The sequence below is a fragment of the Micromonospora sp. WMMC250 genome (assembly GCF_027460215.1).
Taxonomy (GTDB): domain Bacteria; phylum Actinomycetota; class Actinomycetes; order Mycobacteriales; family Micromonosporaceae; genus Micromonospora; species Micromonospora taraxaci.
In genome coordinates, this window is the sequence record NZ_JAPZBJ010000002.1 from 5,699,980 (window position 1) to 5,718,840 (window position 18,861).

Annotated in this window: 14 protein-coding genes and 3 tRNA genes; all 17 read left to right on the plus strand. The window is 68.2% G+C overall.

The window, feature by feature from the left end; translation table 11 throughout:
• Positions 1-853 precede the first annotated feature (853 nt).
• The 17 genes from O3438_RS25775 (at position 854) to O3438_RS25855 (ending at position 18,853) form a co-directional block, all read left to right on the plus strand.
• A complete protein-coding gene (locus O3438_RS25775) occupies positions 854-3,385 on the plus strand; it encodes a putative bifunctional diguanylate cyclase/phosphodiesterase (RefSeq protein ID WP_269682294.1) in 2,532 nt (843 codons plus the stop codon).
• Positions 3,386-3,478: 93 nt separating this feature from the next.
• Positions 3,479-3,551 (plus strand) — tRNA-Thr (locus O3438_RS25780).
• A gap of 24 nt (positions 3,552-3,575) precedes the next feature.
• A tRNA-Met gene (locus O3438_RS25785) sits at positions 3,576-3,648 on the plus strand.
• 132 nt (positions 3,649-3,780) lie between these two features.
• Entirely contained in the window at positions 3,781-3,948 is a 168-nt protein-coding gene (gene rpmG, locus O3438_RS25790) for a 50S ribosomal protein L33 (RefSeq protein ID WP_007073056.1), read from the plus strand.
• Positions 3,949-4,072: 124 nt separating this feature from the next.
• Entirely contained in the window at positions 4,073-4,519 is a 447-nt protein-coding gene (locus tag O3438_RS25795; protein ID WP_269682295.1) for a MaoC family dehydratase N-terminal domain-containing protein, read from the plus strand.
• Between the two features lies 1 nt (position 4,520).
• Positions 4,521-4,913 carry a MaoC family dehydratase gene (locus O3438_RS25800; RefSeq protein ID WP_269682296.1) on the plus strand — a complete coding sequence of 131 codons (393 nt, stop codon included), beginning with the start codon at positions 4,521-4,523 and terminating at the stop codon, positions 4,911-4,913.
• 129 nt (positions 4,914-5,042) lie between these two features.
• Positions 5,043-5,115 (plus strand) — tRNA-Trp (locus O3438_RS25805).
• Between the two features lie 214 nt (positions 5,116-5,329).
• On the plus strand, positions 5,330-5,722 hold the full coding sequence (secE, locus tag O3438_RS25810) for a preprotein translocase subunit SecE (RefSeq protein WP_269682297.1): 393 nt from the start codon (positions 5,330-5,332) through the stop codon (positions 5,720-5,722).
• A 39-nt stretch (positions 5,723-5,761) separates the two neighbouring features.
• Entirely contained in the window at positions 5,762-6,484 is a 723-nt protein-coding gene (gene nusG, locus O3438_RS25815) for a transcription termination/antitermination protein NusG (RefSeq protein ID WP_088987561.1), read from the plus strand.
• A 186-nt stretch (positions 6,485-6,670) separates the two neighbouring features.
• On the plus strand, positions 6,671-7,102 hold the full coding sequence (gene rplK / locus O3438_RS25820) for a 50S ribosomal protein L11 (RefSeq protein ID WP_145778886.1): 432 nt from the start codon (positions 6,671-6,673) through the stop codon (positions 7,100-7,102).
• Positions 7,103-7,180: 78 nt separating this feature from the next.
• Positions 7,181-7,897, plus strand: coding sequence for a 50S ribosomal protein L1 (gene rplA, locus O3438_RS25825; RefSeq protein ID WP_145778887.1), 717 nt, complete (start codon positions 7,181-7,183; stop codon positions 7,895-7,897).
• 80 nt (positions 7,898-7,977) lie between these two features.
• Positions 7,978-8,868, plus strand: coding sequence for an ATP-binding cassette domain-containing protein (locus O3438_RS25830; protein WP_269682298.1), 891 nt, complete (start codon positions 7,978-7,980; stop codon positions 8,866-8,868).
• Positions 8,865-9,554, plus strand: coding sequence for a hypothetical protein (locus O3438_RS25835; protein ID WP_269682299.1), 690 nt, complete (start codon positions 8,865-8,867; stop codon positions 9,552-9,554). Before O3438_RS25830 ends, O3438_RS25835 begins: the two co-directional genes overlap by 4 nt.
• A gap of 339 nt (positions 9,555-9,893) precedes the next feature.
• Positions 9,894-10,439, plus strand: a complete 546-nt coding sequence (gene rplJ, locus O3438_RS25840) for a 50S ribosomal protein L10 (RefSeq protein WP_145778890.1) — start codon at positions 9,894-9,896, stop codon at positions 10,437-10,439.
• Between the two features lie 56 nt (positions 10,440-10,495).
• Positions 10,496-10,885 carry a 50S ribosomal protein L7/L12 gene (gene rplL / locus O3438_RS25845; protein ID WP_145778891.1) on the plus strand — a complete coding sequence of 130 codons (390 nt, stop codon included), beginning with the start codon at positions 10,496-10,498 and terminating at the stop codon, positions 10,883-10,885.
• A 568-nt stretch (positions 10,886-11,453) separates the two neighbouring features.
• Positions 11,454-14,885 (plus strand): DNA-directed RNA polymerase subunit beta, encoded by a 3,432-nt coding sequence (rpoB, locus tag O3438_RS25850; protein ID WP_145778892.1) that lies wholly within the window; start codon positions 11,454-11,456, stop codon positions 14,883-14,885.
• Between the two features lie 80 nt (positions 14,886-14,965).
• Positions 14,966-18,853 carry a DNA-directed RNA polymerase subunit beta' gene (locus O3438_RS25855; RefSeq protein WP_088987569.1) on the plus strand — a complete coding sequence of 1,296 codons (3,888 nt, stop codon included), beginning with the start codon at positions 14,966-14,968 and terminating at the stop codon, positions 18,851-18,853.
• The last annotated feature ends 8 nt before the right edge of the window (positions 18,854-18,861 follow it).

Consider the following 18,861-nt stretch of genomic DNA (forward strand, 5'->3'; position numbering starts at 1 on the left):
AACCCGACCGGTGGTCGGAGAGGACTCTTCCCTGACGAGGCCCATGTCGACCAGCGGCGACGGCGCGACGTCAGGGCGCAACCGCGATCGGGGCGGCGCTGTCGAGGGTGGACCGGGCGGCGGGGAGAGGCCGTCGGGTCGGAGGCGCGTGCGGGGTGCTCATCGCGGCTTGGTCGTCCCCCTTGCGGCCCGTCCCTGTCGGCGAGCTTCCGAATCAGGGGATCGAACAGATTCTCTGCGTCGCGGGCTCCTCCGGCGGGGAGATACCAGCTACGCTCACCATCGGGGGTACGTAGGGGGTCAGGGGTTGCGAAGCTCGCGGCGTACGCAGGCCGGGCCGCAGGCTCCGCATCTGCAGGGCCCGGATGGGCTCTCCTTGGGCCTAAGGAGCTAGCGGTCGAGCGATTTGTCGCCTCTGGGCCAGCAAGGGCAAACTTCCGATTCGCCACCTTGGCTGGAAGCCGCACTATGTGCCGATGGGAAGTTGAAGATCGCGTTGCGTAGACGCTCTGTCTGCACGTTATTACGCGGCGGTCAACTGGCGTCGCCGCTCGCCCGGTCGGCCATGCCGATCGGCCGTACGTGGGCTTTGCGGGTGGTTTCGACTGTGGCACGATCAGGGGCACTGATTCTTGTTCTGACCCCCCGACAGGAGCACGCTGATGTATGGACGGACGCCTCGCCGCCTTCGCGCCGCCCTCGCGTTCGTGGCCGCGGTCGCGTTCGCGGGTTCCTTCCTCGGCGCGACGACGGACTTTCAGCAGTTCGACTTCTCGTGGGGGGCTTCGGCCGTTGACGAGGGCGTCGCTGTCTCCCGATAGTCCCGCTCCGCACCACCCAGCGAGGGAGCGGAATGAAGCCTGGCCCACCCCCGACCCGTAGATCCAACGAGCAGGCTTGGCTGATCACGGGTCCGCTGGCGGTGCTGGCCATCGTCTGCTCACTCGTCCTGGCGCTGGCAGGGCCCCCACCTCCGGGCAACATCCTCGCGGCGGTGGTCATCTTCGCTGTCATGGTGGCTGCCAGCACGCAGGTGCTTCAGATCGTGGTGCGTCGCCAGGCGCTCGAAGTCATCGTCATCGAGATTCCGCTCCTCCTCGCCTTCTTCTACCTACCACCTCTGACGGTCGTGCTCATCGCCGTCCTGGCCGCTCTGATCGGTCAGCTTCGTCGGCGCCTCAGCGCCCCCAAGGTCTGGTTCAACCTCGCCAGGGCGGCCGTTGCCGCCTCTCTGGCGGGAGTCGTCCTACTGGCGCTACCTCCGATCGGTGACGAGGTCGGCCCCAAGACGTGGGCTGTCCTCTTCGCGGTGGTGAGTGTCAACAGCCTGGTCTCGTTGGCAGCCATCAGTGCGGTAATCACTTTGCTGCACGGGTGGCAGGCGGGGTGGGAGCTGATCCGTAACGGCACTGCTCCACAGATGATCTGTGCGATCAACAGCGTCGTCGGGTTGGTGATCCTGATGGCGATCGAGTCCAACCTGTGGTCCGTGCTCCTGATTGCCGTGTTGGCGATCGCGGTCGTCCTGGTCTACCGGTCCTACGCCCAGTTCCTCCGCCAGCACCGGACGCTCGGCAGCATGTACGAGCTGACGCGGGCCATCAGCGAGAGCGGCCAGGAGGGCGGCCTGGTGGACGCGCTTCTGGACCGGGTCCGCGCGCTGATGCAGGCCGAGTACGCCACGCTCTGGCTGCCGGCCCAGGGTCGCCACCCCGAGGTCCTGTTGAGCGCCCGGCTCGACGACCGTGGCCTGCTCGATGTCGCGCTCACTCCCTCCATCGTTCGCGAACGTGCCCGGCAGTCCGGCCGGACATTGGCCGCCGGTCGGGCCTTCGAGGAGGACGAGGAGATCCGTAGGGCGCTCAGCAAGGACCAGGTGAAAGACGTCATCGTCGTTCCACTTCGGTCTGGTCAGGCGGTCATCGGCACCCTCGAAGTGGTCAACCGGCTCAGCGACGTGGGTCACTTCACGGCGGCGGACATCCCGGTCTTCGAGACCGTGGCCGCCCACGCCGCGGTGGCGCTGGAGAATTCGCGGCTGGTCGACAGGCTTCGGCACGACGCATACCACGACGCGCTGACCAGGCTGCCCAACCGGCGGCGGATCATCGGCGCGCTCGAGGAGTCCTTCAAGATCGCTGCCCCGGGCGAGGTGGTGGCGCTGCTGCTCTTCGACGTCGACGGATTGCGTCAGGTCAACGAGTCCCTCGGTCACGCGGCCGGAGACAAGGTCCTCGCCGAGGTGGCCAGCCGGTTGCGGGCCAGCGCGCCGTCGTCGGCTCTGGTCGGCCGGGCGGGCGGGGACGAGTTCCTGGTGACGCTACGGCTGGAGAGCGCCGATGCCGCGCTCGAGTTGGCCGCCCAACTACGTGACCAGATCCGCGACGAGATGGTCTTCGACGCGCTCACCCTGGACGTGAACACCGCCGTCGGGGTGGCCGTACACCCGGATCACGGCAGCGACGCCGCGACCCTGCTGCTGCGGGTCGACCTGGCGGCCACTGCCGCCAAGTCGGTGCCGGGCAGCGTGCAGCTCTTCAACCCCGCGCTGGAGTCCCGGTCGCTGCGCCGGCTGGGTCTGGCCGGCGATCTGCGCCGGGCACTGGACGACAACGAGCTGGAGGTCTACTTCCAGCCGAAGGTGACCCTTCGGGACCGGCGCCTCGTGGGTGTCGAGTGCCTGGCCCGCTGGGAGCATCCGACGCACGGCACCGTGGCTCCCGAGGACTTCGTGGCGGTGGCCGAGCACACCGGCCAGTTGAGCAGGCTCACGGAGGTGGTTCTCCGCGAGGGGCTGCGCCGCAGCCGGGACTGGGCGCTGGCCGACCAGCCGTTGCCGATCGCGGTCAACCTCGCGGCCCGGACGCTCACCGACCAGCACTTCCCGGACCGGGTGCAGGAGCTGCTGAGCGAATATCGGGTGCCGGCGCAGCGTCTGACCCTGGAGATCACCGAGTCGGGGGTGCTGGACGGCACGGACCGGCCCATCCCGACCCTGCAACGGCTGCGCGACCTTGGCGTCCGGTTGTCGGTGGACGACTTCGGCACGGGCGACTCGTCCCTGGCGCACCTGCGCCGGCTGCCGGTGCACGAGGTGAAGGTGGACCGCTCCTTCGTGCAGGGCATGGCCACCGACCCGGGGGACCTGGCCATCGTCAACGCCGTGGTGACCCTCTCCCAGCAGTTCGGCCTGGCCGTGGTCGCCGAGGGTGTGGAGAGTGAGCTGACGCTGGAGCTTCTCCAGGACATCGGCTGTGAGATCGGGCAGGGCTTCCTGTTCAGCAGGCCCCTGCCGTACGAGCGGTTGGCCGCCTGGTTCGGTGCTCAGGTCGAGCCGGAGACGACCGCCGAAGGGGAGCTTCCGCGCCTCCGAGTGGTGCCCTGACCAGGGCTCGGACGATCACCGGGGATCCGATTTCACCTGTCGAGCCGGGCCGTGTACTCTTACTCCTGCGCGCCCCACGGGGAGATCGCGCAGGCCCCCTTAGCTCAGTCGGCAGAGCGTCTCCATGGTAAGGAGAAGGTCTACGGTTCGATTCCGTAAGGGGGCTCGAGGGTTCAGCTGGACCCATCGCAGCGGTGTAGCTCAGATGGTAGAGCAAGCGGCTCATAATCGCTGTGTCGCCGGTTCAAGTCCGGCCACCGCTACTCTCGTCTTCCGGGCTCGTTGCCGGTGGTCGTAAGAATGGGCGCTTCTGGCGCCCACTTTGCATGTCCGCGCTGTCAGCGTCTAGGCTGGCGCGTCGTAGTTGTTTCCGTTAGCGAGGAAGGCACTCCGCCGTGGCGAAGGCTACCGATGTCCGGCCGAAGATCACTTTGGCGTGTGTGGAGTGCAAGGAGCGCAACTACATCACGCGCAAGAACCGGCGCAACGACCCCGACCGCATCGAGCTGAAGAAGTTCTGCCCGCGTGACGGTCGGCACACGGTCCACCGCGAGACCCGCTGATCGCTGCCGGCTTCGCGCCGGCCACTGTCGCAGTTTTCCCATCGCCGATCTGACCGGTATGGCGCGGCTCCGCTGCCGCCTGCCGGTCAGATCGGCGATTGTGCTTTCCGTGTAGGTTCGCGGCATGCCTCTGGACCCTTCCTTCGTCGGCCGGACCTATCCGCCGACCGCCCCCTACCAGGTGGGCCGAGAAAAGATCCGTGAGTTCGCCAGCGCCATCGGTGCCACGGACCCGGCTCATCACGACCCGGAGGCCGCGCGGGCGCTGGGGCACGGCGACGTGGTGGCCCCGCCGACCTTTCCGGTGATCGTCACGATGGCCGCGAGCCGTCAGATCATCGAGGACCCGGAGCTGGGCGTCGACTACAGCCGCCTGGTGCACGGCGACCAGCGGTTCGCGTACACCCGGCCGGTGGTCGCTGGTGACGAGCTGGTCTGCACCAACACGATCGAGGACGTCAGCACCCGGGGCGGGCACGGCTTTCTGACCACGCGCACCGACGTGAGCACCGTCGGCGGGGAACCGGTGGTCGCCGTCTGGGCCAGGTACGTCATTCGCGGGGAGGCCTGAGATGGATTTTCCAGCCAAGACGTTCCGGGTGACCCGCGCCGACCTGGTGCAGTACGCCGGCGCCTCGGGTGACTTCAACCCGATCCACTGGAGTGACCGGGTCGCCACCACTGTTGGTCTGCCCGGGGTGATCGCTCATGGCATGTTCACCATGGCGTTGGTCGGCCGGGCGGTCACCGAGTGGGCCGGGGCGCCGGACGCGGTGGTCGAGTACGGCGTTCGGTTCACCCGACCGGTGGTGGTGCCCGACGACGACCAGGGCACCGAGATCGAGGTGACCGCGCGGGTCCGTGAGGTCACCGAGGACGGCCTGACCCGCCTCGACGTGACAGCGACCTGCCTAGGCGAGAAGGTGCTCTCACAGGCCCGGGCAACCATCCGTACGGCACGCTGAGCCCTCCTCGCCACGCGTGGCGAGGAGACCGGTTGGGAAAGTCGGGGGCCTACCCGTACACTGGTCCGCCGTGGGGCAAGTGACCCCTGCTCGGTCGTCTGTGGCCGCGTGGGGCGAGTGTTGCCACATAGGGGTGTAGCTCAATTGGCAGAGCAGCGGTCTCCAAAACCGCAGGCTGCAGGTTCAAGTCCTGTCACCCCTGCGCCTCAGGCCTGACCGTTCCCGTGGGTCGCGCCGCCACCATGGCGGCGTCCGGCCCGTGGTGGTGGCATCGGCGGGGTGGTTCCGAGGCAATCGGGGCCCTCCGGATGATCCACCGGCCGCGGCCCGTCGCGGGACGGTTGGGCCCGGCCGGCGTGACCAGCGCCGCGTACGCCGCTCGGCGTGCGACCCGAGATTCCGCGACGGAGGGCGAAGTGGCCGACAACAAGCGGCACGGCGAGGACGCCGGCGACGATCGTCTGGATGACGAGATCGTCGACGACGTGGCCGACGACGACGCCACCGGCGCGGACGAGCCGGTTTCCCGGGGCGGCACCGCCACGCGGTCGCGTGCGCGGGCGGAGTCGGCGGACAGCCGGCCGACCACTCGGTCGGAAACGGGTCGGGTGGGCGTGTTCGGCCGCATCGCCCGGTTCTTCCGCGAGGTCGTAGCCGAACTGCGTAAGGTCATCTGGCCGACCCGCAAGGAGTTGCTGACCTACACCGCCGTGGTGGTGACGTTCGTCGCGGTGATGCTGACGATCGTCGGCGTGCTGGACTACGGCTTCGCCAAGGTCGTGCTGTTTGTCTTCGGCAACTCGGACTGACCGGCTGCCTCCAGCCGATAGTGACGGAAGTGAGCGAGCGTGCCTGAGTACGACGAGACCGCCGGACCGGTGGACGAGCAGTCCACGGTCGCGACGGCGGCTGGTGACGAGTCGGTTGAGGCCGCCAGCGAGCCGGAGTTCCCAACGACCGAGCCCGCACCGGACGAGGATTACGACGCGGTCGCCGAGCTGAGGCAGAAGCTGCGTTACGCGCCTGGTGACTGGTACGTGGTGCATTCGTACGCCGGCTACGAGAACAAGGTGAAGACCAACCTCGAGACCCGGATCACGAGCCTCGACATGGAGGACTTCATCTACCAGGTCGAGGTGCCGACCCGGGAAGAGGTCGAGGTCAAGAACGGTAAGCGTTCCCAGATCCAGGCCAAGGTCTTCCCGGGCTACATCCTGGTCCGGATGGAGCTGACCGCCGAGTCCTACTCGTGTGTCCGGAACACCCCGGGTGTTACCGGCTTCGTCGGCGCGACCGACCGGGCCGACCGGCCCGCCCCGCTCTCCCTCGACGAGGTGCTGAAGTGGCTGGCACCGGCCGTCGAGACCGAGCAGAAGAAGGCGAAGCCGGAGATCAAGGTCCTCGACTTCGAGGTGGGCGACTCCGTCACCGTCACCGACGGTGCCTTCGCGTCGCTGCCGGCCACGATCAGCGAGATCAACGCCGACCAGCAGAAGCTCAAGGTGCTGGTTTCGATCTTCGGTCGCGAGACCCCGGTGGAGCTCAACTTCAACCAGGTCGCCAAGATCTGACTGGTCGTCGGCGGCGGGCCCGGCCCGCCGCCGACGTCGGCGTAGCCTTCCCGCTCGACCTCGGCGGACGAGTGGGCTGCGGCCTGCGCTACTCTTGAATGTCGCCGCTGTCGCACCGCGCTGACCGTGCGCGCTCCGAGGGCGGCGACAGCCGCATTTTCCCAGCTCCAAGCCCCAGGAAGTGACATGCCTCCGAAGAAGAAGCTCGTCAAGACGTTCACGCTTCAGCTGCCGGCGGGCCAGGCCACGCCGGCCCCGCCGGTCGGCCCCGCGCTCGGCCAGCACGGCGTGAACATCATGGAGTTCTGCAAGTCCTACAACTCGCAGACCGAGTCCCAGCGGGGCGACATCGTCCCCGCCGAGATCAGCGTCTACGAGGACCGGTCCTTCACGTTCGTGCTGAAGACCCCGCCCGCCGCCCGACTGCTGATCAAGGCCGCCGGTGTGCAGAAGGGCTCGGGTGTTCCGCAGTCCGAGAAGGTCGGCTCGGTCAGCCGCGCCCAGCTGCGTGAGATCGCCGAGAAGAAGATGGCCGACCTCAACGCCAACGACATCGAGCAGGCCGAGAAGATCATCGCCGGCACCGCCCGGTCGATGGGCATCACCGTCAACGACTGACGTCGGCCCAGGCCGTCGACCCGACCGTGGGAGGGCCCGCGCCGAGCGGCCCGCCAGAGACCACAGGAGTAATCAGCAATGCAGCGCAGCAAGAGCTACCGCAAGGCCGCCGACGTCATCGACCGGTCGAAGCTCTACACCCCCTCTGAGGCCGTGAAGCTGGCCAAGGAGACCACCAACGTCAAGTTCGACGCCACGGTCGAGGTCGCCATGCGCCTCGGCGTCGACCCCCGCAAGGCGGACCAGATGGTCCGCGGCACGGTCAACCTGCCGCACGGCACCGGTAAGACCGCCCGCGTGATCGTGTTCGCCAGCGGCGCGAAGGCCGAAGAGGCCGCCGCGGCGGGTGCCGACGAGGTGGGCACCGACGAGCTGGTCGCCCGGATCCAGGGCGGTTGGCTCGACTTCGACGCGGCGATCGCCACGCCGGACCAGATGGCCAAGATCGGCCGGATCGCGCGGATCCTGGGCCCGCGCGGTCTCATGCCGAACCCGAAGACCGGCACGGTGACCATGGACGTCACCAAGGCGGTGCAGGACATCAAGGGCGGCAAGATCACCTTCCGGGTGGACAAGCACTCCAACCTGCACCTGATCATCGGCAAGGCCTCCTTCACGGAGAACCAGCTGGTGGACAACTACGCCGCGGTGCTCGACGAGGTGCTGCGTGCCAAGCCGTCCGCGGCCAAGGGCAAGTACCTCCGCAAGGTCATCCTCACCACCACGATGGGCCCGGGTGTCCCGGTCGACCCGAACCTGGTGAAGAACCTCCGTGAGGACTCGGCCGAGGCCTGAGCCGACAGTTCGCTCCGCCGGGGCGCCGCCACGACTGTGGCGGCGCCCCGGCGCGTTCATGGTGTGGCAGGCTCGACGCCATGCGACTGGAGAACGTCTGGTTGCGGTACCACCGGCGGGGGCCGTGGGTGCTGCGGGGCGTCGACGTGCGGATCGGTCCGGGCGAGGTGGCGGTCGTGCTGGGCCGCAACGGGGTGGGCAAGTCCACGCTGCTCCAGTTGGCGGCCGGGGTGCTCCGACCGGGCCGCGGCCGGGTCACCGACCGACCCGCCCGGGTGGGCTGGGTGCCGGAGCGTTTTCCGGCCGACCAGCCGTTCACAGTGGCCCGCTACCTGACCGGGATGGCCCGGGTGGCCGGGTTGGGCCGGGCGGCGGCCGACGAGGCGGTGGCGTCCTGGGTCGACCGGCTCGGGCTGTCCGCCTTCCGCACGGTCCGTCTGCCGGAGCTGTCGAAGGGCACCGCGCAGAAGGTGGGCCTGGCCCAGGCGATGCTGTGCCCTCCCGGCCTGCTGGTGCTCGACGAGCCGTGGGAGGGGCTGGACGCCGCCACCCGCGAGCTGGTGCCCGAGCTGATCGACGAGGTGCTCGCCGCCGAGGGGTCCGTTCTGGTCAGTGACCACCGGGGCGAGACGGTCCGGTTGCCGGCCGCGCGCCGCTGGCTGGTGGCCGACGGTTCGCTGACCGAGGAGACGTCCGCGGCGGACGAGACGCTCGCGGTGGTCGAGGTCGCGGTGCCGGCCGCGCGGGCCGCCGGCACCGTCGCCCGGTTGCGCGCCGAGGGGCATCACATTCTGCGGGTACGCGTCGACGCCCCCATCGCCGCGCCACCGGCGCGACAGGCCGAGCCGCTTCCGGAGGCCGGCGCCGCCCGACCCGCCGAGCTGCCGTCGCAGGTGGTCGGGGAGTCGACAGCGGAGCAACCGGACGCCACCGACGCGGCGGTCGGGCCGGCAGTGGGGGAGGCCCGGTGAACGCCCTGATCCGGATGCGGCTGGCGGGGTTCCTACGAACCGGCCGCGCGATCGCGCCGCTGCTGGCCGGCCTCGTCACGCTCGGCCTCCTCTACGGCGGCGGTCGTGCCCAGCCGGCGGAGGCGTACGGAGTCTCGGCCGTGGTCCTCTTCCCCGTCATCGCCTGGCAGACCAAGATCCTCCTGGACGTGGAGCCGGACGTGCAGCGGCGGCTGGCGCAGGTGGCGGTCGGGGTGGCCCGCGAGCGGTCGGCGGGTCTCCTCGCGGCCAGCGTGGCAGCGCTGGTGACGGTGGGCGTCGGGCTGCTGTTCCCGTGGTTGGTCGGTGGGGTCTCCGGCCCGGTCGAGCCGGGGGACCGGTCGATCCCGGTCGGGCTCGCGCTGGGGCTGTGGGCGCACCTGGTGGCCGTACCCGCTGCGGTTGCCCTCGGTGCTCTGGCCAGTCGGGCGTCGGTGGGCGGGGCCGGGTACGGCGTCGCGGTCCTGGCCCTCGGCGGTGTCGGCGCGGTGGTGCTCGGCCTGAGCGGCTCGGTGGCTCCCTGGCTGGCACCGCCGATCATGGCCGCCGCCCGGGCCACCGGTGGCGACGCCGCGGCGCTCAGCCTGCTGGGGTTGACCATGTGGGCGTTGGCCTGGAGCGCCGCAGTCGTCGGCGGCTATCTGTGGCGGCGGCGGGCCCAGGGCTGACCCGCGTCGGTATGGGTGACGTGGCTCACCCGGCGCGATTTGGTGCTGGTGACCTGGGCGCGTAGTCTTCAAACGTCATCCGTGTTCTCATGGATGTCGAACCACCCAGAGACCGCTGGTCACCGTGCTTCGGCACGGTCGAAGGTCCCGCGACACCGGGCGACCCGCGCAGGGCGGCAAGCGTAACTCGGCAGTGAGCATGGTCCGCCGACCGTGACGATCCGCCGGCCCTCGCCCCGTGCGCCCTGCGCCGGGGCTTTTTCGTTGTCGCGTCGCCTCCGCTCCCGTTTCGGCTTCGGCCGTGACGGGACCAGCCTCGAGTAACGAGAGAGGAGGGACATGGCGGACAAGCCGATTCGTGCCGACAAGGCCACGGCCGTCGCTGAGCTGACCGAGAGCTTCCGCAGCTCGGGCGCCACCGTGCTGACCGAGTACCGCGGTCTGACGGTTTCCCAGCTCACCCAGCTTCGGCGCTCGCTCGGCGCCGAGACCAGCTACATGGTCGCGAAGAACACGCTGGCGAAGCGTGCTGCGACGGACGCGGGCATCACCGGCCTCGACGAGCTGTTCACCGGTCCTACCGCGCTGACTTTCGTTTCGGGCGACGTCGTCGAGGCGGCGAAGGGTCTTCGCGACTTCGCGAAGGCCAACCCGAAGCTCGTCATCAAGGGCGGTGTCTTCGAGGGCAAGGCCATTTCCGCGGCCGAGGTCACGAAGCTCGCCGACCTGGAGTCCCGCGAGGTGCTGCTGGCCAAGCTGGCCGGCGCGATGAAGGGCAACCTGAGCAAGGCCGCGGCCCTGTTCCAGGCCCCGCTGTCGAAGACCGCCCGTCTGGCGGCTGCCCTGCAGGACAAGCGCGAGAAGGAGGGCGCCGAGGCGGCCTGACGGCCCCCACGGCGCACCAGTTCTTACTTATTCAGCATTAGGAAAGGACGCCAGACATGGCGAAGCTCAGCACCGACGAGCTGCTCGACGCGTTCAAGGAGATGACGCTGATCGAGCTCTCTGAGTTCGTGAAGCAGTTCGAGACCACCTTCGAGGTCACCGCTGCCGCTCCGGTCGCGGTTGCCGCGGCCGGCGGTGCCGCCGGTGGCGCTGCTGCCCCGGCCGAGGAGGAGAAGGACGAGTTCGACGTCATCCTCGACGCCGACGGTGGCAAGAAGATCCAGGTCATCAAGGTCGTGCGTGAGCTGACCGGCCTGGGCCTCAAGGAGGCCAAGGACGCGGTCGAGTCCGCGCCGAAGGCCATCCTGGAGAAGGTCAACAAGGAGACCGCCGAGAAGGCGAAGGCCAAGCTCGAGGGTGAGGGCGCCAAGGTCACCCTCAAGTGACCTGAGCTCCACCTGCGCGTACCCGGCTCGTGAGCCGGGACACGAATCGCGTCACGGCGGGCGGTGATCCGACACGGATCGCCGCCCGCCGTGTTGGTGGATCCGGCGCGGACCGGCCCTGAGCTGGGCTCCGACGGCCGGCCTCCGGGATCCCGACGGGCGGAGCGGGTCGCCCGCCAGGAGGAAAGAAGTAGCGACCCGGATACCGGCCCTTGACGCGGCACCGGCCTGCCAGGCACGCTGACACCAGCAAGACACCGCGCTTGCGACGGCCACGATGTGGGTATGACAGCGACGGCACCATCGGTCGCGGTCACCCGTGCGGCCCAGTGGGGAGTTGCGTTCTGAGCGGCCCGGCAGACCCGGTTGACGGGGGCCGAGGCGCGTTCCGCAAACGACCTGCGGGGTGGGCTGGACAGCGGTTAGCCTCTCGGCTACACTGCTAGTTTGCGCTGCCTTCCGACTTGACCCCTGCTCGGAAATGTCCGTTTACGGATAATTCTGGTGGGGTCATTGGAGTGCACGCGTACCAGCCGTTCTGCAGCACCGGTCCTCGGAAGGACGCATCTTGGCAGCTTCCCGCCCTGCGAAGACCAGTCGTACGTCGAGCGCATTCGCTCCCCGCCGAGTTTCATTCGGCAGGATCACCGAACACCTCGAGGTCCCCAACCTCCTTGCCATTCAGAACGAGTCCTTCGACTGGCTCGTCGGCAACGAGGCTTGGCAGGGCCGGTCGGCGGACGACCCGCACGCACGCTCGGGTCTCGCGGAGATCCTTGAAGAGATCAGTCCCATTGAGGACTTCTCCGGCACCATGTCACTCTCCTTCTCGGCGCCGCGCTTCGACGAGGTCAAGGCCTCGATCGAGGAGTGCAAGGAGAAGGACCTGACCTACTGCGCTCCGCTCTTCGTGACCGCGGAGTTCACCAACAACACCACTGGCGAGATCAAGAGCCAGACGGTGTTCATGGGTGACTTCCCGATGATGACGCCCAAGGGCACCTTCGTCATCAACGGCACCGAGCGCGTCGTGGTCAGCCAGCTCGTCCGGTCTCCGGGCGTGTACTTCGACAAGCAGCCGGACAAGACCTCCGACCGCGACCTCTCCAGCGTCAAGGTCATCCCGAGTCGGGGTGCCTGGCTGGAGTTCGACATCGACAAGCGCGACACGGTCGGCGTACGCATCGACCGTAAGCGTCGGCAGGCCGTCACGGTCCTGCTCAAGGCCATCGGATGGTCGGCCGAGCGCATTCGTGAGAAGTTCGGCTGGTCCGAGCTGATGATGACCACGCTCGAGAAGGACCACATCGCCGGCGCCGACGAGGCGCTGCTCGACATCTACCGCAAGCTGCGCCCTGGCGAGCCGCCGACGCGCGAGAACGCCCAGACCCTGCTCGACAACCTCTTCTTCAACCCGAAGAGGTACGACGTCGCCAAGGTCGGGCGCTACAAGTTCAACAAGAAGCTCGAAGTCGACGTGCCGATCACCACTGGCACGCTGACCGAGGACGACATCGTCGCCACCGTGGAATACCTCTGCCGGCTGCACGCCGGTGAGGAGGGCTACGAGGCCGACGACATCGACCACTTCGGCAACCGTCGCCTGCGCACCGTGGGTGAGCTGATCCAGAACCAGGTTCGGGTCGGCCTGTCCCGCATGGAGCGGGTCGTCCGCGAGCGGATGACCACGCAGGACGTCGAGGCGATCACGCCGCAGACCCTGATCAACATCCGCCCGGTGGTGGCGGCGATCAAGGAGTTCTTCGGTACGTCGCAGCTGTCCCAGTTCATGGACCAGACCAACCCGCTGGCGGGCCTGACCCACCGGCGTCGGCTGAGCGCGCTCGGCCCGGGTGGTCTGTCCCGGGAGCGGGCCGGCTTCGAGGTCCGCGACGTGCACCCGTCCCACTACGGCCGGATGTGCCCGATCGAGACGCCGGAAGGCCCGAACATCGGCCTGATCGGCGCGCTGTCCACCTTCGCCCGGGTCAACCCGTTCGGCTTCATCGAGACGCCGTACCGGAAGGTCGTCGAGGGTCGGGTCACCGACCAGATCGACTACCTGACCGCGGACGAGGAGGACCGGTTCGTCAAGGCCCAGGCCAACGCGCGCCTGAAGGCTGACGGCACGTTCGCCGAGGACCGGGTGCTCTGCCGTCGTAAGGGCGGCGAGACCGAGGACGTCGTCCCTGGTGCCGTCGACTACATGGACGTCTCGCCCCGGCAGATGACCTCGGTCGCGACCGCCATGATCCCGTTCCTCGAGCACGACGACGCCAACCGGGCACTGATGGGCGCGAACATGCAGCGCCAGGCGGTGCCGCTGGTCAAGGCCGAGGCGCCGCTCGTGGGTACGGGCATGGAATACCGCGCGGCGGTCGACGCCGGCGACGTGGTGGTCGCCGAGGTCGGTGGTGTGATCGAGGACCTCTGCGCCGACTACGTCACCATCCACCAGGATGACGGCCACCGCCGGACGTACCTGCTGCACAAGTTCCGCCGCTCCAACGCCGGCTCCTGCGTCAACCAGAAGCCGGTCGTCTTCGAGGGCGACCGCGTCGAGGCCGGTCAGGTCATCGCCGACGGCCCGTGCACCGACGAGGGCGAGATGGCGCTCGGACGCAACCTGCTGGTGGCGTTCATGTGCTGGGAGGGCCACAACTACGAGGACGCGATCATCCTGTCGCAGCGCCTCGTGCAGCAGGACGTGCTCACCTCGATCCACATCGAGGAGCACGAGGTCGACGCTCGGGACACCAAGCTCGGCCCGGAGGAGATCACCCGCGACATCCCGAACGTCAGCGAGGAAATGCTCGCTGACCTCGACGAGCGCGGCATCATCCGGATCGGCGCCGAGGTCGTCCCCGGTGACATCCTGGTCGGCAAGGTCACGCCCAAGGGTGAGACCGAGCTGACCCCGGAGGAGCGCCTGCTCCGCGCGATCTTCGGTGAGAAGGCGCGTGAGGTTCGGGACACCTCGCTGAAGGTGCCGCACGGCGAGACCGGCACGGTCATCGGCGTGCGCACGTTCTCCCGCGAGGACGGCGACGAGTTGCCGCCGGGTGTCAACGAGCTGGTCCGGGTCTACGTCGCCCAGAAGCGCAAGATCCAGGACGGCGACAAGCTCGCCGGCCGGCACGGCAACAAGGGCGTCATCTCGAAGATCCTGCCGGTCGAGGACATGCCGTTCCTGGAGGACGGCACCCCGGTCGACATCGTGCTCAACCCGCTCGGTGTGCCGAGCCGGATGAACATCGGTCAGGTGCTGGAGACCCACCTCGGTTGGGTCGCCAAGACCGGTTGGAAGGTCGAGGGCGACGACGCCGAGTGGAAGCGCCAGCTCCGCTCGATCGACGCGCACGAGTCCGAGGGCGACACGAACGTGGCGACCCCGGTCTTCGACGGTGCCCGCGAGGAGGAGATCTCCGGTCTGCTCGAGTCGACCCTGCCCAACCGGGACGGCAAGCAGCTGATCGGTCGTACCGGCAAGGCGCAGCTCTTCGACGGTCGTTCCGGCGAGCCTCTGCCGGACCCGATCGCTGTCGGCTACGTCTACATCCTGAAGCTCAACCACCTGGTCGACGACAAGATCCACGCTCGGTCGACCGGCCCGTACTCGATGATCACGCAGCAGCCGCTGGGTGGTAAGGCGCAGTTCGGTGGTCAGCGTTTCGGTGAGATGGAGTGCTGGGCGATGCAGGCGTACGGCGCTGCCTACGCCCTGCAGGAGCTGCTCACGATCAAGTCCGACGACGTGCTCGGCCGGGTGAAGGTCTACGAGGCCATCGTCAAGGGCGAGAACATCCCGGAGCCGGGCATCCCGGAGTCGTTCAAGGTGCTACTCAAGGAGCTGCAGTCGCTGTGCCTCAACGTTGAGGTGCTGTCCAGCGACGGTGTGGCCCTGGAAATGCGCGAGACCGACGACGAGGTGTTCCGGGCCGCTGAGGAGCTGGGCATCGACCTGTCCCGGCGCGAGCCGAGCTCGGTCGAAGAGGTCTGAGGTGAGCGGTCGGGGGCCGGTTCGCCGGCCCCCGACCCCACCCGAGAATTAGCAGTACAGACGACGACATAGGGGACATAGTGCTCGACGTCAACTTCTTCGACGAGCTGCGCATTGGTCTCGCCACCGCCGACGACATCCGTCAGTGGTCGCACGGCGAGGTCAAGAAGCCTGAGACGATCAACTACCGCACCCTGAAGCCGGAAAAGGACGGGCTCTTCTGCGAGAAGATCTTCGGTCCGCAGCGGGACTGGGAGTGCTACTGCGGTAAGTACAAGCGGGTCCGGTTCAAGGGCATCATCTGTGAGCGCTGCGGCGTCGAGGTGACTCGCTCCAAGGTCCGCCGTGAGCGGATGGGGCACATCGAGCTCGCCGCTCCGGTGACCCACATCTGGTACTTCAAGGGCGTTCCGAGCCGGCTGGGCTACCTGCTGGACCTCGCCCCCAAGGACCTCGAGAAGATCATCTACTTCGCCTCGTACGTCGTGACGAGCGTGGACGCGGAGTCGCGTCACCGTGACCTCTCGACGATCGAGAACGAGATCCTGGCCGAGAAGCGGCAGTCCGAGAACAGCCGCGACTCGGAGATCGAGAAGCGGGCCGCCAAGCTCGAGGCCGACCTGGCCGAGCTGGAGGCCGAGGGTGCCAAGGCGGACGTCCGGCGCAAGGTCAAGGAGGGCGGAGAGCGCGAGATGCGCCAGATCCGCGACCGGGCCCAGCGCGAGATCGACCGCCTGGACGAGGTGCTGGACACCTTCCGCAAGCTGGAGCCGAAGCAGCTGGTCACCGACGAGCTGCTCTACCGCGAGCTGCGCGACCGGTTCGGTGAGTACTTCACCGGTTCCATGGGCGCCGAGGCGATCAAGGCGCTGGTCCAGAACATGGACCTCGACGCCGAGGCCGAGAGCCTGCGGGAGACCATCCGGTCCGGCAAGGGCCAGCGGAAGATCCGGGCGCTCAAGCGGCTCAAGGTCGTCGCGGCGTTCCTGAACACCCGCAACTCGCCGCTCGGCATGGTGCTGGACTGCGTCCCGGTCATCCCGCCGGACCTGCGCCCGATGGTGCAGCTCGACGGTGGCCGCTTCGCGACCTCGGACCTCAACGACCTGTACCGCCGCGTGATCAACCGGAACAACCGCCTCAAGCGGCTGATCGACCTCGGTGCTCCCGAGATCATCGTCAACAACGAGAAGCGGATGCTCCAGGAGGCCGTCGACGCGCTGTTCGACAACGGCCGTCGTGGCCGGCCGGTCACCGGCCCGGGTAACCGCCCGCTCAAGTCGCTGTCCGACATGCTCAAGGGCAAGCAGGGCCGGTTCCGCCAGAACCTGCTGGGCAAGCGCGTCGACTACTCCGGCCGTTCGGTCATCGTGGTCGGCCCGAAGCTCAAGCTGCACCAGTGCGGTCTGCCCAAGCAGATGGCGCTGGAGCTGTTCAAGCCGTTCGTGATGAAGCGGCTGGTCGACCTCAACCACGCACAGAACATCAAGTCCGCCAAGCGGATGGTCGAGCGTCAGCGCCCGGTCGTGTGGGACGTGCTGGAAGAGGTCATCGGCGAGCACCCGGTGCTGCTCAACCGTGCACCGACCCTGCACCGTCTGGGCATCCAGGCGTTCGAGCCGCAGCTGGTCGAGGGCAAGGCGATCCAGATCCACCCGCTGGTCTGCACCGCGTTCAACGCCGACTTCGACGGTGACCAGATGGCGGTGCACGTGCCGCTGTCCGCCGAGGCTCAGGCCGAGGCGCGGATCCTGATGCTGTCGTCGAACAACATCCTCAAGCCGGCCGACGGTAAGCCGGTCACCATGCCCACCCAGGACATGGTCATCGGTCTGTACCACCTCACCCACCTCACCGCCGGTGAGAAGGGCGAGGGCCGGGCGTTCAGCTCGGACGCCGAGGCGCGGATGGCCTTCGACAACAGTGAGCTGCACCTGCAGGCGCCGGTGCGGATCCGCCTGCGTGGCGTGATCGGTGTCGACAACGGCGCCGGCGCCGAGGCGTGGACCGCCCCGGAGGGCTGGGTCGAGGGTGACCCGCTGACCATCGAGACGACCCTGGGTCGGGTGCTGTTCAACGAGACGCTGCCGCAGGGCTACCGCTTCGTGAACTACGAGATCCGCAAGGGTCAGCTCTCCGCGATCGTCAACGACCTCGCCGAGCGCTTCCCCAAGGTGGCCCTGGCCGCCACCCTGGACGGGCTCAAGGAGGCCGGTTTCCACTGGGCCACCTGGTCCGGCGTGACGATCGGCATGGAGGACGTCATCGCTCCGCCGCGCAAGGCGGAGATCCTGGCGCGGTACGAGAAGGAAGCCGACCGGATCGACAAGCAGTACCAGCGTGGTCTGATGACCGCCGAGGAGCGTCGCGGCGAACTCATCGAGATCTGGACCAAGGCGACCAACGAGGTCGCCAAGGAGATGGACACCGCGCTGCCGCAGGAGAACCCACTGTGGAAGATGATCAACTCGGGTGCTCGCGGTAACCTGCTCCAGCTCCGGCAGATCGCGGCGATCCGTGGTCTGGTGGCCAACCCGAAGGGCGAGATCATCCCGCGGCCGATCAAGGCCAGCTACCGGGAGGGTCTGTCCGTGCTGGAGTACTTCATCTCCACCCACGGTGCCCGTAAGGGTCTCGCCGACACCGCGCTGCGGACCGCCGACTCGGGTTACCTGACCCGTCGTCTGGTGGACGTCTCGCAGGACGTCATCATCCGCGAAGAGGACTGCGGCACCGACCGGGCGATCCCGATGCAGATCGGCGAGCGGCTGGACGGCAAGCTCGTCGTCCACACCCACGCCGAGACCAGCGTGCACGCCCGGACGCTGGCCGACGACATCAAGGGCCCGGACGGGACCGTGGTGGCCGAGCGTGGCCAGGACATCAACTCCATCGGCGTCGACAAGATCGTCGCCGCCGGCGTGGAGACGGTCCGGGTCCGCAGCGTGCTCACCTGTGAGTCGAAGCTGGGTGTCTGCGCGGCCTGCTACGGCCGGTCGCTGCCGACCGGTAAGTCGGTCGACATCGGCGAGGCGGTCGGCATCATCGCCGCCCAGTCCATCGGTGAGCCTGGTACGCAGCTGACGATGCGTACCTTCCACACCGGTGGTGTCGCGGGTGAGGACATCACCCAGGGTCTGCCGCGTGTTCAGGAAATCTTCGAGGCTCGGGTCCCGAAGGGTAAGGCGCCCATCGCCGACACCCCCGGCCGGATCCGGATCGAGGACGGCGAGCGCTCGCGCAAGATCATCGTGGTGCCGGACGACGGCAGCGACGAGATCGTCTACGACAAGATCTCGAAGCGGGTCAAGCTCCGGACCCACGACGGCGGTCACGTCGCGGTCGGCGAGAAGCTGACCGAGGGCACCATCGACCCGCACGAGCTTCTGCGGATCATGGGTCCGCGGGCGGTCCAGGTCCACCTGACCAGTGAGGTCCAGGAGGTCTACCGCTCGCAGGGTGTGCTCATCCACGACAAGCACATCGAGATCATCATCCGCCAGATGCTCAAGCGGGTGACGGTCATCGACTCCGGCTCGACCGAGTTCCTGCCGGGTGTGCTGGTCGACCGTGCGCTGTTCGAGTCGGAGAACCGCCGACTCGTCTCGGAGGGCGGCGAGCCCGCCGCCGGTCGTCCGGTGCTGATGGGTATCACCAAGGCCTCGCTGGCCACCGACTCCTGGCTCTCGGCGGCCTCCTTCCAGGAGACCACCCGGGTGCTGACCGACGCTGCGATCAACTCGCGCAGCGACTCGCTGGTCGGCCTCAAGGAGAACGTGATCATCGGAAAGCTCATCCCGGCCGGTACTGGCATCAGCAAGTACCGCAACGTCCGGGTGGAGCCGACCGAGGAGGCCAAGGCCAAGGTCTACTCGATGACCGGGTACCCGGAGACCGACTACGGGTTCGGGCCGGCCGGCGGGCAGGCTGTTCCGCTGGACGACTTCGACTTCGGGTCGTACCGCTAAGCACCAGT

Excerpts from the sequence above, each read along its gene's own strand:
- rplK (WP_145778886.1), top strand. The coding sequence starts at position 6,671 with ATGCCTCCGAAGAAGAAGCTCGTCAAGACGTTCACGCTTCAGCTGCCG.
- rplL (WP_145778891.1), top strand. The coding sequence starts at position 10,496 with ATGGCGAAGCTCAGCACCGACGAGCTGCTCGACGCGTTCAAGGAGATG.
- rplA (WP_145778887.1), top strand. The coding sequence starts at position 7,181 with ATGCAGCGCAGCAAGAGCTACCGCAAGGCCGCCGACGTCATCGACCGG.
- O3438_RS25795 (WP_269682295.1), top strand. The coding sequence starts at position 4,073 with ATGCCTCTGGACCCTTCCTTCGTCGGCCGGACCTATCCGCCGACCGCC.
- O3438_RS25800 (WP_269682296.1), top strand. The coding sequence starts at position 4,521 with ATGGATTTTCCAGCCAAGACGTTCCGGGTGACCCGCGCCGACCTGGTG.
- O3438_RS25830 (WP_269682298.1), top strand. The coding sequence starts at position 7,978 with ATGCGACTGGAGAACGTCTGGTTGCGGTACCACCGGCGGGGGCCGTGG.
- rplJ (WP_145778890.1), top strand. The coding sequence starts at position 9,894 with ATGGCGGACAAGCCGATTCGTGCCGACAAGGCCACGGCCGTCGCTGAG.
- O3438_RS25775 (WP_269682294.1), top strand. The coding sequence starts at position 854 with ATGAAGCCTGGCCCACCCCCGACCCGTAGATCCAACGAGCAGGCTTGG.